At 41.5% G+C, this 14,384-nt stretch carries 15 protein-coding genes; 11 read left to right on the forward strand and 4 right to left on the reverse strand.

From position 1 onward, the window contains the following. The first annotated feature begins 110 nt into the window (after positions 1–110). The 10 genes from DLD82_RS17165 (at position 111) to DLD82_RS17215 (ending at position 8,806) form a co-directional block, all read left to right on the forward strand. Entirely contained in the window at positions 111–590 is a 480-nt protein-coding gene (locus DLD82_RS17165) for a PadR family transcriptional regulator (protein ID WP_245920493.1), read from the forward strand. 51 nt (positions 591–641) lie between these two features. Further along, on the forward strand, positions 642–1,184 hold the full coding sequence (gene tsaA, locus DLD82_RS17170; protein WP_109942360.1) for a tRNA (N6-threonylcarbamoyladenosine(37)-N6)-methyltransferase TrmO: 543 nt from the start codon (positions 642–644) through the stop codon (positions 1,182–1,184). A 65-nt stretch (positions 1,185–1,249) separates the two neighbouring features. Beyond that, positions 1,250–2,011: an FmdE family protein gene (locus DLD82_RS17175; protein WP_245920494.1), complete on the forward strand. Its 762-nt coding sequence runs from the start codon at positions 1,250–1,252 to the stop codon at positions 2,009–2,011. 15 nt (positions 2,012–2,026) lie between these two features. Continuing rightward, positions 2,027–2,638 (forward strand): class I SAM-dependent methyltransferase, encoded by a 612-nt coding sequence (locus tag DLD82_RS17180; RefSeq protein ID WP_109942362.1) that lies wholly within the window; start codon positions 2,027–2,029, stop codon positions 2,636–2,638. Between the two features lie 128 nt (positions 2,639–2,766). Then, the gene (locus DLD82_RS17185) at positions 2,767–3,756 is read left to right on the forward strand and encodes an ATP-binding cassette domain-containing protein (RefSeq protein WP_109942363.1); all 990 of its coding nucleotides are present in this window, start codon (positions 2,767–2,769) and stop codon (positions 3,754–3,756) included. Continuing rightward, positions 3,753–4,508 carry an ABC transporter permease gene (locus tag DLD82_RS17190; protein ID WP_109942364.1) on the forward strand — a complete coding sequence of 252 codons (756 nt, stop codon included), beginning with the start codon at positions 3,753–3,755 and terminating at the stop codon, positions 4,506–4,508. Before DLD82_RS17185 ends, DLD82_RS17190 begins: the two co-directional genes overlap by 4 nt. Positions 4,509–4,936: 428 nt before the next feature. Next, positions 4,937–6,061, forward strand: coding sequence for an ABC transporter substrate-binding protein (locus tag DLD82_RS17200; RefSeq protein WP_109942366.1), 1,125 nt, complete (start codon positions 4,937–4,939; stop codon positions 6,059–6,061). Then, positions 6,058–6,873: a class I SAM-dependent methyltransferase gene (locus DLD82_RS17205; protein ID WP_109942367.1), complete on the forward strand. Its 816-nt coding sequence runs from the start codon at positions 6,058–6,060 to the stop codon at positions 6,871–6,873. The genes DLD82_RS17200 and DLD82_RS17205 overlap by 4 nt, the downstream gene beginning before the upstream one ends. Further along, positions 6,870–7,991, forward strand: coding sequence for a FecCD family ABC transporter permease (locus DLD82_RS17210; RefSeq protein ID WP_109942368.1), 1,122 nt, complete (start codon positions 6,870–6,872; stop codon positions 7,989–7,991). Before DLD82_RS17205 ends, DLD82_RS17210 begins: the two co-directional genes overlap by 4 nt. Continuing rightward, positions 7,988–8,806, forward strand: a complete 819-nt coding sequence (locus DLD82_RS17215; protein ID WP_109942369.1) for an ABC transporter ATP-binding protein — start codon at positions 7,988–7,990, stop codon at positions 8,804–8,806. The genes DLD82_RS17210 and DLD82_RS17215 overlap by 4 nt, the downstream gene beginning before the upstream one ends. An 82-nt stretch (positions 8,807–8,888) precedes the next feature. Here the strand turns inward: DLD82_RS17215 and DLD82_RS17220 are convergent, their stop codons facing one another. The 4 genes from DLD82_RS17220 to DLD82_RS17235 form a co-directional block, all read right to left on the reverse strand. Next, positions 8,889–10,097 carry an ABC transporter substrate-binding protein gene (locus DLD82_RS17220; RefSeq protein WP_109942370.1) on the reverse strand — a complete coding sequence of 403 codons (1,209 nt, stop codon included), beginning with the start codon at positions 10,095–10,097 and terminating at the stop codon, positions 8,889–8,891. Between the two features lie 325 nt (positions 10,098–10,422). Beyond that, positions 10,423–11,625 (reverse strand): ABC transporter substrate-binding protein, encoded by a 1,203-nt coding sequence (locus DLD82_RS17225; protein ID WP_109942371.1) that lies wholly within the window; start codon positions 11,623–11,625, stop codon positions 10,423–10,425. A gap of 279 nt (positions 11,626–11,904) precedes the next feature. Then, the gene (locus tag DLD82_RS17230) at positions 11,905–12,687 is read right to left on the reverse strand and encodes an ABC transporter ATP-binding protein (protein WP_109942372.1); all 783 of its coding nucleotides are present in this window, start codon (positions 12,685–12,687) and stop codon (positions 11,905–11,907) included. Positions 12,688–12,692: 5 nt separating this feature from the next. Beyond that, a complete protein-coding gene (locus DLD82_RS17235) occupies positions 12,693–13,772 on the reverse strand; it encodes a FecCD family ABC transporter permease (protein WP_109942373.1) in 1,080 nt (359 codons plus the stop codon). A 164-nt stretch (positions 13,773–13,936) separates the two neighbouring features. Between DLD82_RS17235 and DLD82_RS17240 the strand changes: the two genes are divergently transcribed. Continuing rightward, positions 13,937–14,311 (forward strand): ABC transporter substrate-binding protein, encoded by a 375-nt coding sequence (locus tag DLD82_RS17240; RefSeq protein WP_146199851.1) that lies wholly within the window; start codon positions 13,937–13,939, stop codon positions 14,309–14,311. Positions 14,312–14,384: the final 73 nt, after the last annotated feature.

A 14,384-nucleotide genomic window follows, 5' to 3' on the forward strand; every position in this document is an offset into this window, starting at 1 on the left:
GAGAAACAGTTATAGATATCGACTCCCAATGTAATTATAACGGTTTGATATTAACCGTATTTTTATCAACCGTTAGACATAATGAATGAAAAATCCAACATGTGTTTATCATGAAAAATATCTGGAAATTTGCTCCGGAGGATGGAAAGGAAAGAGGATTGCTTACTCTACTCGTTCTCCATTTATTGGAGAAAAAACCACAATCTGGATATGAACTGTTAAAGGAGATAAGTGAGACAACCGACAATACCTGGGTGCCAAATAAAGGGACACTGTATCCACTTTTAAAATCATTGGAGCAGGAAGGCCTCATTCAGGTAAAAGAGATAGGAAAAAGATCAAAAATCACCTTTGAACTCACAGAAGAAGGAAGAATGATGCATCATACCCTGAAAGAGAAAAAAGACGAAGCTGAAACCAGGGTCACTTTCTTCAAAAAACTCCATCGGGAAATATTTGGTGAAGAAAAATTTACTTTTATCAATTTCATGATGGATATCAGGTTTTACGTGGAAGACCTGCCTCCCGAAAAGCAGCAAAAAGCAATTGAAATTTTACAGAAATCTTTTGATGAGATAAAAAAAATCTGACACATTTTTGAAAAACTTTTTCAGATAAATAATCCAAAAATACCTGAAACTATGACAAATAACACCTTGACTAATTATGAAATTTGTATAAAACCCGTTGGAATAGTGAAAAATGATCTCCTTGCCCCACCGCTGGTTGTTGGAGCGGATGGACTACAGCATAACCAGGCATGTACATCTGCTATGAGAGATATGACAGAGACTGATGTCCGGATTTCCGAGATCATTCTTGATGAAGAATTTTCCGAACTTCTTGAGGGTGTTGAAGAATACTCACATATCATGATCCTGTACTGGGGACATGAGGTCACCGATTCCGGAAGGGCAATGAAAATCACTCACCCGGCTGGCCTTACTAACTATCCAAAACAGGGTGTTTATGCAACCTACAGCCCTGCTCGGCCAAACCCGGTTTTAATGACGGTAGTAAAACTGGTGAAAAAAGAAGAAAAAAGATTGTATGTATCCGGTCTTGATGCCATCAATAACAGCCCGGTACTTGATATCAAACCATATGTGCCAGTATTGTTTCCCCAGGAAGGGGTGATTATTCCTGACTGGATGAAAAAAATCATGTCTGAATTTCATTCATAAAAAGAGGTAAATGAATGGTAAAACCCCGAAATTATAAGAAAGAATCTGATTTTTGTTCTGGTATAATGAGCAAAGAGATGATTGAAAAACTCAAAACCGATCCAAGAGCAGCCTTTAAAGAAGCAATTCAGAAGAGAGATGCAGCATCATGCCTGATAAAAACAGCCGAGATCCATGGGCATTATTGTCCGGGAAGTGCTCTCGGTGTTATGGCTTCGTTATATGGTCTCAGTCTTTTGGAAAAAGACAGTCTTGATTCCGATGGAATCATGGAGAACCTCCTGGCGATTATTGAGGTTAACGCCTGTTTTGCAGATGGGGTGCAGGCAGTTTCAGGATGCACTCTTGGTAATAATTCACTCATTTACCGGGATCTTGGAAAACATGCGGTTACGTTTGTATCCCGGAACGAAAAAGAAGGAGTCCGTGTTCGCCTGCTCCCGGATTTCAGGACATTAATCAATGAAGATGTTCCGGAATTTTATCCGCTTATGGATAAAGTAATCATGAAAAGAAAGGGAACAAAGGAAGAAGAAAAATTGTTCAGGGAAAAGGGGCGTGAAGCAGCATTTGCAATCATTAAATACCCCTTTGAAAAATTATTTGCATCCGAGCGGGTTATCCCGGTAATTCCTGAACGGGCACCCATTACCGGCACCATGGTATGTCCGGAATGTGGAGAAGAGGTAATGGAGACAAAAACCCGGAAACGTGGACTGATGCGGAATATGTGTTTTATGTGCAGCGGGAAATTACAGGAAGTAAACGGACAGGGAATTGTTGAACTAAACCTCCGGGAACATGGATATCTCAAGGAACCGGTATAAGAGGAGAAATATCACATGAATGATGCCAATATTTGTAAAGGTTCAATGACAAGACCAGGTCCGGGACATCGGAGAGGAAGGGGTCCGAGCAGTTACTGGATGCAGGATCCAGACCTGGTGTTCAGGGAATTAAACCTCAAAGAAGGTGATACATTTCTTGATATCGGGTGTGGCACCGGGGATTATGCAATCCGGGCAGGTACTGAAGTGGGCAGGAGTGGGACTGTTTTTGCTACAGACATACAGGAAGGGCTTGTTCATGCTCTCATGGAAAGAGCAAAAACAGAAGGCCTTGAAAATATCCATGCAGTCGTCAATGATATCCGAAATCCTCTGCCATTTGAAAACAGTTGCATTGATATCTGTTTAATCTCGACAGTTCTACATAGTCTTGACCTGAATCAGGCTCTTCCAATGTTGCTCAGGGAGATCAAACGTGTGTTAAAACCAGAAGGGAAACTGGCAATAATTGAATGTAATAAGGAAAATCTGGATTTTGGTCCTCCTTTACACATGCGAATTTCAGCAGATGAATTGAACCAACATATTTCAACCCATGGTTTCGTTAATGTTTCTCATGCTGATTTAGGATTTAATTATTTGAATTCTTTTGTTGCTCAATCCTGATTTCCGGAGCCTGATTCTTCTTTTTTTGTTTTAAATATTTTGATTTTTGGATGTACATTCGGGAGAGGTGAATCATGATATTTATGTAGTGATCACTGATTATGAATAATCAGTAATTTTTTGATACTATGGTTGCAATTCAGACATACAATCTGACCAAACAATTCGGAACCCTAACAGCAGTTAATTCTTTGAATCTAGCCATTCACAAAGGTACCATCTTCGGGCTTCTCGGCCCTAACGGAGCCGGAAAAAGTACGCTCCTTTCCATGCTCTGTACCATATTAAACCCGACATCCGGCACTGCTACGGTCAATGGATATGATATTCTCACAGAATCAGAAAAAGTCAGACAAAGTATCGGGATCGTTTTTCAGAGCATTAGTATTGATGATCGGCTTACCGGACGAGAGAACCTGAAATTTCATGCCATGCTCTATAATGTACCGGAAGACAAAATTGCAGGCCGGATTGATGAAGTCCTCGCCCTTCTTGAACTCTCCGACCGGGCAGACGATCTCGTGAGAACATATTCGGGAGGAATGATACGTCGTCTTGAGATGGCACGGGGACTTCTACATCATCCGCATATCCTTTTTCTTGATGAACCAACAATCGGACTTGATCCTCAGACCAGGGAACATATCTGGTCATATATTCAGGAACTTACCCGGAAAAAGAAAGGAGATCTGACAGTCCTGCTCACTACCCATTACATGGATGAAGCAGATCTGCTCTGTGATGAGGTTGCAATTATTGATAAAGGACAAATAATCGTCCGGGATACACCTGGAAACCTGAAACAGGATTTACAAGGCGAAAAAATCAGTTTTAATATGAAATCACCGGAGATTCTTGCATCATTACTATCAGATAATCCCCGGATTTGTAAAGTCTCAACTGAATCCGGACTGCTTGAGGTACAGGTCATCCATAATGGAAATATTGTCCAGGAGATCTTTGACATTGCAAGAGAAGCGGGTATTGAGATAGACCATATTAGTATTCATGAATCCTCAATGCATGACGTCTTTTTACATTACACCGGAAAAGAGATTCGAAAAGAAGAGGATGATAATTTCACTTCACAGTACCGGAAAAGCAGGAGGAGACGATGAACAAAGAGATCAAAGCCATATACACCATATGGCTTCGTGAAATGACAAAATTCTCCCGGGAACGAGTCAGTATTGCAAGTTCACTGGTTACACCGGTTCTCTGGCTTTTTGTATTTGGCGGAGGGATGGGAATTAATGTCCGGATGGGTATCATGGGTAACGGTTATTCAGCATTTATTTTTCCGGGGATTATAGGAATGACGCTTTTAATGACCTCAATCCGGTCAGGAATCTCCATCATCTGGGATCGGGATTTTGGTTTTTTAAAGGAGATCATGGTCGCCCCGATATCCCGAATATCAATTGTAATTGGAAAAGCACTTGGTGGAGCAACTACCGCTATTATTGAAGGAGTATTTATTCTCCTGCTCGCGTTTATTGTAGGAATTCACCTCTCAGCAATACAGATTATCCTGGTAATTCCGGTAATGTTTTTGATCTCTCTTGGGTATAACGGGTTTGGACTCGCGTTTGCTTCTTCAATCCAGAGTTCGGAGGGTTTTCAGGGGATTATGGGATTTATCATCATGCCCACCTTTTTTTTAAGCGGGGCTTTATGGCCGCTCACCAATGCACCTGAATGGCTGAAAGCAATCAGTTATTGTAATCCGCTGACTTACGGGGTTGATATTATGCGTCACATTATCCTGGGGGAGGGTCAGTTTTTGCTCCCTGCCGATGTACTGATAATTGTGTGCTTTGCTACAGGAACACTTATTCTTACATCTCATTTCTTTTCAGTAAAAAAATAACCCTTTTTTGCAGGCATTTACCAGGTATCCGGACCTAATCTTGGAGACACCCCCACCTTGAAGGTCGGCAGGGGTAATTTCATGTTTATACTCCGAATATTCGATCAATAAAAACAATCAAGAATGATACATTACTTAATGTTTTTTCCAATGCTGCTGGAGAACACCATTCCCGAAAACGGGCATACTTACTCTATTTTTCAAAAATACTCTATCCGGAAAAAATTTAGGACATTGGTATGGATGATGAAGGAAACAATGCAATCAAATAAAAATTCTTCAATTACAATTAATTATTACATAAAATTTTTTTTACAAACTTTAGTACAACAAAAATACAATTTCGCATACTTTATTTGATGAGAAATAAAATAGCACATAGTGATTTCTAAAAAATATTCGAAATCACACAATTCATTCGGTGTATCATGAAAATAAATTTTAAATATTTGATGCCATTACTGGCATTTCTTGTTATCGCATTGTCATTCCAGCCGGTTTTTGCAGATGATTCATATCCGCGAACGGTGACTGACCTGGCAGGCCGAACAATCACCATTGAAAAACCAATTGAACGGATAATTACCAATAATCCAGATAACTCACGAATTGTAATCGCTCTTGGTGACGGAGACAAATTGGTTGCATCAGATGAATGCACAGTTGAAACCGGTGGTTGTGTCTGTCCCATGGGTTCAAACAATGAAACAATCTGTGAAGCCTGCTGGCAAGGAGTTACACCAGGGGGTCTTGACAACCTTCCGGTAACCAATACCAGGTATACAATGAACCAGGAGCAGATGGCATCCTTAACTCCGGATATAATCCTGATGTCATCAGATAAAGAAGCAGATGAGGTCCAGGAGCATGTTGGTGTCCCGGTCTTTGTTGCAGCTCCAGATTATACCATTGATGGAATAAAGAAGCATATTACCGCGGTAGGTAATGTTCTTGGAAAAGAGACGGAAGCCAAAGCACTGAATTCATTCATCGACGGTGAAGTAAAGAAAGTCACCGATATCTCAAGCACTATCCCGGAAAGCGAAAAGAAAAAGGTATATTTCGCTACCCGTGGGGCAATGAAAGGATTCTATGATGCCAAAGAAGGGAGAGACTTCACTCGTACTGACAACAAATATGAACCTCTTACCTTTGCCGGCGGTATTAACGTTGCAAAAGATGCTGCTGATGGGAATGTAAATGTAGGAATTGAACAGATTATCGCCTGGAATCCGGATGTAATTTTAGTCGCCTGCAGCACACCTGAAGATTCAGGGGTTGATTTCATCCTGAAAGCACCAGAACTTCAGTCAATCAAAGCAGTGAAGGAGGGAAAGGTCTACAATACCTTCTATCCAAACTGCCGTGGTTCTCCCCATGACCGGAACCTGATTAACATGTTCTATATTGCAAAACTTCTCTACCCGGAAAAATTCAAGGACATTAACTTTGAAGCAGAGGGTAATGCAATTATGAAAGAATTCCTCGGAGTAGATGGTGTATTCTCAGAGTACATGGATTACCTGCAGTTTCCAAATACCCAGAGCACATGAACACTATTATCAATTACAACGAACTCTGGCGAATTCTCCATCAGAGAAAAAGATCAGAGGGAGTTGACTGGGACAAACGGGCCCATTCTTTTTTTAAAGCAGTGTCCAGAAACAACGAAGCAGAAAAAGTAATCCCTTCTCTTAACCTTACCAATTCTGATACCGTCCTTGATATGGGAGCCGGAACAGGGAGATTTGCAGTTCCGATGGCTAAATGTGCAGCCCACCTTACTGCTCTTGAGCCATCAGCCAAAATGGCATCATATCTCGAAAAAAGTATGGAGGATGCAGGCCTTTCCAACTATACCATCGTCAGGAAACGGTGGGAAGATGTAAAGATTGGTGAGGATATTCCAGTACATGATGTAGTTTTTGCTTCAAACTCACTAGGGTTTCCGGACTTGGCAGATGGCCTTAAAAAACTCGATGAAGCAGCCGGAAAAGCAGTTCATATACTCTGGTTTGCAGGTCCGGAGCGGCATCAGATGGATCCGGAATTGAAAAGTCGTCTTGGAAGAGAGAATGATAAGGGATTCTGGCCGGATTACATCTTTATTGCACAAGTTCTGCATGACATGGGCATCTATGCAAATATCGAGGTTCACCCCACCCGGACAGAACACCGATATGAAAACCTGGAGGAAGCAGTCTCTTGGTGGGCAGAAAGGGGAGATATCAGCCCTGATGAGATACCTATTCTAAAAGAGCACTTATCAGAAAAACTTACACACACTGATGATGGCCACCTGGTTATGCAACGAAACGGATGGCGTGCCAGGATTTGGTGGGAGAAGGAGAATCGTGCCGAATGAATTCAAGCTACGAACCTGTCTCTGAAGCTGCAAAGAATCACCGGCAGAAACGAAGTGAAAAACTCATTAAAGTTCAAAAAGAATATCGGAGATTGTTAGGGAGAAAAATTGCATTTCTCACCGGAATAGTCCTCCTCATCACTTTTGCTGTTGCCTATATCATTACTCTGGGCCCACTTGGGATGACCATACCCCAGGTATATGAAACACTCCTTGCACGGTATTTGCCCGGAATCTTCAACATGGATGAAGTGTTTGAGCAGGTTGTCTGGAATATCCGGTTTCCAAGAATCATTGGCGGGATTTTTGCCGGATTTGGATTTGGCATCTGTGGCTGTGTCATGCAGGCCGTCCTGAAAAACCCTCTCGCCAGCCCTTTTACCCTTGGAATCTCATCCGGAGCACATTTTGGCGTCGCCATTGCTGCAGTATTCGGAGTCGCGATTATTGGCGGAGAATATCTCCTGATAGCAAATGCATTTTTATTTGCAATGCTTTGTTCGCTTTTTATTGTGTCACTTGCAGCCTTGAAGGGAGCAACCTCAGAAACACTTATTCTTGCAGGGATTGCAGTGAATTACCTGTTTTCATCCCTGTCTCAGCTCATGGCGTACTTTGCAAATGATGAACAACTCCGGCTCATGTCTCTTTGGGGAATGGGAGATCTTTCTGCATTTTCCTGGAGTAAATTTGGACTGTTTGTTGCGATATTTGTCATATGTACTCCTATCCTTCTATCAAAGGCCAGGGATTTGAACCTGATGACAATCGGAGATGACTCAGCGCTCAGTCTTGGAGTAAATGCAAACCGGGTAAGAATGGTTACCATGATGGTTTCATCCGTTCTCGTTGCGACGATCGTCTGCTTTACCGGGACCATCGGGTTTATCGGTCTTGTTGCTCCCCACATGGCCCGGATGCTTATCGGAACGGATCATCGTATCCTGATTCCTGCTTCTGGAATATTGGGAGCATGTCTTCTTATCTGTGCAGACGCTGTGGCAATGAACATTATCGGGCCTACTATCATTCCAACAGGAATTATGACCGCTCTTCTTGGAGTACCGTTCTTCCTGTACCTGGTATTGAAAGGAAAACGAAAGGAGTTCTGGCAATGAACATAAAACTCTCGGTTCAAAACCTGGAATTTGCCTATGAGTCAACCCCGGTTTTTTCCGGGATGTGCATGGAAATTCCAAAAGGAAACCTGGTCTCTATCCTGGGACCAAATGGATCAGGAAAATCTACATTTATCAAATGTGTAGACCGGATTTTAAACCCGAAAAAAGGTGATATCACTGTTGATGGGGTAACCGTTTCATCATTTAACCGGAGGGATCTTGCAAAAAAGATTTCATATGTCCCGCAAAGTTCGGTTCGGATCTTTCCACATTCTGTTTTTGATATGATCCTCATGGGTCGAAGACCTCATCTTGGATGGGCAAGTTCTGGTGAAGATGAAGAACGAGTCTGGGACGTTATATCCCTGCTGGGCCTTGAAGATATTGCACTTCATTCCTTTAATGAATTGTCCGGCGGTCAACAACAAAAAGTCCTCATAGCCCGGGCACTGGTGCAGGAGACAGACCTGATGCTCCTGGATGAACCGACGTCCAATCTTGATATCTGGCATCAGCTGGATGTCATGAGAATAGTATCAGACCTGGTTGAAAAAGAGCACATCACTACCCTCATGGCAGTTCACGATCTCAATATGGCTTCACGGTTTTCCGACCTGATAATTCTCATGAAAAAGGGAAGTATTCATGCAGCAGGAAAACCCTGTGATGTTCTTACTTCGGAGAATATTGCAGAAGTTTATGGAGTTAAAGCCGATGTTCATTGTCATGATGGTGTGCCAGTGATAATACCTTATCAACAAATTCAAGGGAATGGAACAGGAAACACTCCAATTTTTTGTCCTGCAACATGAATTCATCTCTGTTCCATTACTAATCAGACCATTTTGTTTCATAGAGTAATTTACAGGTTAAGACTTAGAAAAAAAGAAATTGTTATTCATTATAGTTCATCAGTTGTGCGGACCATAATTTTTCAGCCATCGATGAATCAACACCGAAGACATCCTGATAAAAAGTCTTCGTCCAATCCTTCAGGTCAACATCCTCAAATAATTCCGGATATGTCGTTTTTGCTGTTACCATGAGATCCACCGGAAACTCAAGTCTTCTCGCTCCATTACGGGGTTCGTATGGGAATACTGCAACATTTTGTTCTTTGACTGCATGAAGTTCCCGTAATTTTTCATAATACGGTGCATCATAGAGTTCTCCTGGTGGTGAATACCAGGCTGCAGTCCCTAGAATTATTGCATCCGGATCAGTGGCGAGGATCTGTTCATAACTAATAACCTGGAACCCGTTCGTATCTGACCGGAATGCATTTTTCCCATTCACAATTTTCTCAATCATGAATGACTCTGGTGTTTTCAGGCCCCATGCAATTCCGGCAGTTGTTTCAGTCCGGTGCATTGGTGAAAGACCTAATATCAGAACACTCTTTTTCTCTGTATCACTAATATCTCTGGTCCTACCCAGGATGAACTCTTTCCTCTCTTCAATTGCAGAAATGACCGACTGAGCCTTCTCTTCTTTTCCAAAAACCTTGCCAAGGATTGTTATCTCATCAGAGATCATCGTCGGATCAGCATTGTCATAACAGTTCGGACTATACAATACAACAACAGGAATGCCTATCGATTCAATCCGTTCGATACTTTTTTTTGCAACTTCATCTTCACATGAGAGAAATGCACTGTCTCCAAGCCGGATAATTGCAAGATCAGGATCAAGAGCAGCTAACGATTCAAGGTTTAATGCTGTGCCCCAGTCAACAAATAACGGTAAATCTTTGATATCCGGTGAAAGAGCAAGGGCAAGATGTTTTCCTCCCGAGATCGTTACATTCTGACCATTTTCCTGAGGATAGCCAAAATCTCCGGTATATATAAGACCTTTCGATCCGAGTCCCACAAGTTTGTCGTCATCCCCAAAAATGCACATGATCTCTTCGACAAGTCCATCCGAAACGGTCACAACCCGCTCAGGGTTTGCCGGGATTGTTACTTCAACCCCCCGACTGTCAACAAGGGTTCGAAATTCTTCATTGGTACTATCTCCGGTTTCTTCAAGAGCCTGTACAACTCCTGAAAAAAGAAAGAGACACATAATTCCAAGAATGACCAATTTTTTTATTTGTTTCATATTTTTTCCTCAAATTTTGTTAAAGAAAATGAGGTGCAAATTTCTCAAATGTCATTTTTAATAGTTCTTAATACATGGTTAAAAAACAACCTTTGAGTATAGACTATTTGCAGATATTCATAATAAATCTTATGAAATATTTTTGAGTAATATTTCAAGTTGTTAAAACCCTGAATTCTGCAAAAAATGAATAAATGTTCGCTTTAATATTGTACCGAAAAACCGTTTCAGGAGTTCTGTATAACCGGATTCCTTGAACAGTAGTTTTCCGGAAAAATTGAAAAAATTTACTTGCAAAATGTGCAATACAAAAAAAGGTACAGAGTTAAAACCCTGCATCAGCCATCCACTCAAGACACATTCCTTTTTTGATCTCCTGAAGAGTATCATCATCAACACCATACAGTTTACGATGATATTCATCTACCCAGTCATTAACTTTTATGTCTCCAAATCTCTCCGGATAGATAGCTTTTGCGGCAACCATGAGAGAAACGGGAAAACTCAGTCTCTCAGTACGACAGCCAATTAAAGGAAGACCTGTTACTCTCTTTTCTTTTATTGCCCTCATATCTTGTAAGTCCACAAACCTCTCATCATAATAGAGTTCATCAGGAGTATGTACTCCCTGTGCTGTGGGGAGGAGAATCACATCAGGATCCAAAGCCAGCATCTGCTCCCTGGACATGACCTGACGGCCATTTCCCGTATACGAATTCTTTGCATTGACAATATTTTCAAGCATTATTGACTCTAACTGATCAACACCTTCTACGAAGCTGACACCACCCTGACCTGGGCAACGTGTAGATATACCGGCATACATGAAGGATCTCTTTTCATCATCAGGAATGTCCTTTGTTCTGTCCTGGATGAATTTGACCTGTTCTTTTAGGAGATCAATAATTTCTTGTGCCTTATCTTCTTTCGCGAATATTTCTCCTAAAAGTTCAATTTCTTTATACACTACCTCAGTTTCATCCTGGTCATACACGGCAATCTCATTGAGAACAACAACGGGAACACCTAACTTTTTCATCGTCTCGATGCTCTTTTTACATCCCTCGCCATTGTCGCGACCCCAGGCCCTTGTACTGATAATAATTATGTCAGGATTTGTTTTGGCTATTGTTTCAATATTTTCCTGACATTGAGAACCAGAAAAGGGCAAAGCCTCGTCATCCAGGTATTTTGGGTAAAGGATTGCTTCTACTGCCCATGGAGTTGTATGACTATATTTTTTCCCGTTGTATGTATAATTGGTCTCAACATTTGCCGGTCCTTTCGTACAGCCACCTTTACCAACAATCTTGTCTGTTTCCCCAAAAATATACATCGTGGTTCCGATAAGTCCGGTACTAATAGCAAATACTCTCTCCGGAGCATGATCTATGGTTACTTCAGCACCAGTTCCATCAATAATCGTTCGCGGGTATTGATCCTGATCCCCAAGTACGGGGGCTGAACTGATAAAGAGGAGCAATAAAAGGACCAATGAAACTATCCTGATTATGTGAGAATTACTCATGCTGACCACCTCTTTCCTTCAGATCCCCGATTGATATCGAATTTTTCAGGTCATGCACTTTACCATTGACACACCACTGCGCGATGTGATTTTTCCTAAATTTATCATAATATATGCCCATATACCTACCACTTTTCACATAAAGTATCTATAATTCAACATATAAGGATAATGATTTGAGATTTAAAGCATTGGTTTTTAAGAAATCAGCGATATAAGAAATTTTTATAATTGAAAGAAATTAAACATTATCAGACTTTAAAAAAGAGAACCTGGATTTTACGCTACCATACGGGCAGCAACTGTCCTAGGCATGACCATGGGGACACCACCGGCTGAACATACTGAACAGGTATTCTGATAGATTAGATCAAGGGTATTTTCGCTGATAACACTATCAGGTTCTCCCTGTGCAAGTATACCATTATTCGAAAGCACTATCACTTTGTCACAAAACCATGCCACATGATTGGGATCATGACTACATGCAAGGATTGTTTTTCCTTCAGCAACGATGTCCTCCATTAATCCCCAAATCTTCATCTGGTTTTGAAAATCGAGAGCAGAAGTTGGTTCATCCAAAAAAAGAAGTGGAGTATCCTGCGCAATGGCCCGTGCCATGAGCACCATCTGTCTTTGCCCACCGGATAACTGATTATATGGTTCATCAGCAATGTCCAGTATACCAAGCTGGTCCATAGCATCACGAGCAATCTCCTTGTCCTGTCTTTTAATACCAAAAAATCCTTTAATGTGGGGCGTCCTCCCCATCAGGACCACTTCACGTGAGAGATAGGGAAACGGAGGTTTATGCTCCTGGGGAACATATGCAACTGTCTTTGCAAGTTCTTCAACCGAACGATGACTGACATCAGTGGAATTCATCCGGATATTTCCCTGTTCAATCGGCAAAAACCGGAGGCAACATTTAAACAGTGTTGTTTTTCCACAACCATTCGGACCAAAGAGCCCGCATAACTGTCCGGGCTCTACTGAAAATGATACATCAGACAATACTGGTTTTTGTGCATACCGAAATGAGAGATCTGAAATGTGTAACATAATAATCACCCAAGAATACTTTTTCCTTTATTCCGAAGCAGATAACAAAGATATGGAGCCCCAAGCAGCGAAGTAATAATTCCTATCGGAATTTCTGTAGATGTCAGAGTTCTGGCAAGAGTATCACAGATCAGCAGGTAAAAAGCTCCCATGAGAAAACAGGCAGGAATCACAAACCGGTTGTCCGGTCCTAAAAGCATTCTCGATGCATGAGGCATCATAAGTCCGACCCAGGCAACAATACCGACAAGCGATACAGCAAATGCGGTAATGCCTGTTGCAATTGCAATAACAATAGCCTTGTTTTTTTCCGGATTTACTCCAAGAGTCCGTGCCTCTTCATCTCCCATGGATAAAATGTTTAATTTCCAGGCTAGTGACCAGAGAATGATAAACCCGATAATCACCATCGGAGTCAGCATTCTGACGTCGTTCCATGATGCATAGTAAAAACCACCCATGAGCCAGAATACAATCTCACGAAGGGCTGAATCATTTGCTATATATTTAAGAAACGAAACCAATGCAGAAAAAATCGATCCGACGATAACTCCGGCAAGAATGAGTGTTACAATGGGTGTCTGGCCCCGGACCCGTGCCAGGAAGTATGCAAAAACAACGGCCAGTGAGGCAAAAATAAAAGCAAAAATCTGAATTGAAAAGAAGATTGTATGAAAAAGAATTCCAAGAGCTGCCCCGAATGCTGCACCAGATGAAACACCCAGAATATAGGGCTCGACAAGTGGATTCCTGAATACACTCTGAAATACTGCACCGGCTATCGCAAGAGCACCACCAACCGATACAGCAAGCAACAATCGGGGGAACCGGATATCCCAGATAATGGTGTTGTGTAATTTTGAAATCGTTGAAACATCACCCATCGTCAGGTGAAGGAAGAGTGTCTTGTACACGAGTTCAACGGAGATATTGTAAGCCCCCAGCACAAGGGATATTACTCCGGCCAGAATTACCAGACCCAAAAGAAGGAAAATAATAAAAATTTTTCTTCGCTCCGAAAAATCGTCATGAGCCTCATACCCAAGACGAGTAATAATTCGGTTGATATGTTTTTCTGATATCATAATTCACAGGTTACCTTGTAATAGTCATTTGAAATTCACACATATAATTAGTTACGATTTTATCAAAAAGTAATATTTATTATATTTTTAATGAATATCAAACTATGCCTTTTGGTTTTTTACGTATCCGAAAAATTTTTGGAACCCATCAGATTTTGTTACTGATGATAATCCTCTTGTTTGCGGCCTGCTTTGTAATGCCCTCCATGGGAGATTCGACCGGAGCAGGTGAGACACGGATCATCACCGATATGCGAGGGGTTGACGTCACCATCCCGGATGAACCGCAACGTGTTGTTACTATGAGCAGATCTCTTATCGACACCGCCATGTACATTTTCGGGGTCGAAGACAGGATTGTTGGGGGGAGTTTCTATCAGAAACCAGTTGCACCAAATGAGTATGTCTGGAATGGGAAAGATTACACCGTCGATACCTGGATCGGAAAAGTTCTGAATCCGAATCTGAATTCGGTCGTAAATTGTTTTTTACCATTCAAAATTGACCAGGTAGGACCATTGCTTTTTGACCAGCCCTAAGTTGAATGTGATATTCCTAATAGAAAAAATTATCGCTAACATCAAGATAAGGAAGGGTGGCTTCGCCCCCCTC

The sequence above is a fragment of the Methanospirillum stamsii genome, from assembly GCF_003173335.1.
In the GTDB taxonomy this organism is placed as follows: Archaea; Halobacteriota; Methanomicrobia; order Methanomicrobiales; family Methanospirillaceae; genus Methanospirillum; species Methanospirillum stamsii.

Bases quoted from the DNA above. Each gene is read 5' to 3' on its own strand.
- DLD82_RS17230 (WP_109942372.1), bottom strand. From the start codon at position 12,687: ATGTTACACATTTCAGATCTCTCATTTCGGTATGCACAAAAACCAGTA.
- DLD82_RS17240 (WP_146199851.1), top strand. From the start codon at position 13,937: ATGATAATCCTCTTGTTTGCGGCCTGCTTTGTAATGCCCTCCATGGGA.
- DLD82_RS17225 (WP_109942371.1), bottom strand. From the start codon at position 11,625: ATGAGTAATTCTCACATAATCAGGATAGTTTCATTGGTCCTTTTATTG.
- DLD82_RS17190 (WP_109942364.1), top strand. From the start codon at position 3,753: ATGAACAAAGAGATCAAAGCCATATACACCATATGGCTTCGTGAAATG.
- DLD82_RS17215 (WP_109942369.1), top strand. From the start codon at position 7,988: ATGAACATAAAACTCTCGGTTCAAAACCTGGAATTTGCCTATGAGTCA.
- DLD82_RS17200 (WP_109942366.1), top strand. From the start codon at position 4,937: ATGAAAATAAATTTTAAATATTTGATGCCATTACTGGCATTTCTTGTT.
- DLD82_RS17165 (WP_245920493.1), top strand. From the start codon at position 111: ATGAAAAATATCTGGAAATTTGCTCCGGAGGATGGAAAGGAAAGAGGA.
- DLD82_RS17175 (WP_245920494.1), top strand. From the start codon at position 1,250: ATGAGCAAAGAGATGATTGAAAAACTCAAAACCGATCCAAGAGCAGCC.
- DLD82_RS17180 (WP_109942362.1), top strand. From the start codon at position 2,027: ATGAATGATGCCAATATTTGTAAAGGTTCAATGACAAGACCAGGTCCG.
- DLD82_RS17235 (WP_109942373.1), bottom strand. From the start codon at position 13,772: ATGATATCAGAAAAACATATCAACCGAATTATTACTCGTCTTGGGTAT.
- DLD82_RS17205 (WP_109942367.1), top strand. From the start codon at position 6,058: ATGAACACTATTATCAATTACAACGAACTCTGGCGAATTCTCCATCAG.
- tsaA (WP_109942360.1), top strand. From the start codon at position 642: ATGACAAATAACACCTTGACTAATTATGAAATTTGTATAAAACCCGTT.
- DLD82_RS17185 (WP_109942363.1), top strand. From the start codon at position 2,767: ATGGTTGCAATTCAGACATACAATCTGACCAAACAATTCGGAACCCTA.
- DLD82_RS17220 (WP_109942370.1), bottom strand. From the start codon at position 10,097: ATGAAACAAATAAAAAAATTGGTCATTCTTGGAATTATGTGTCTCTTT.
- DLD82_RS17210 (WP_109942368.1), top strand. From the start codon at position 6,870: ATGAATTCAAGCTACGAACCTGTCTCTGAAGCTGCAAAGAATCACCGG.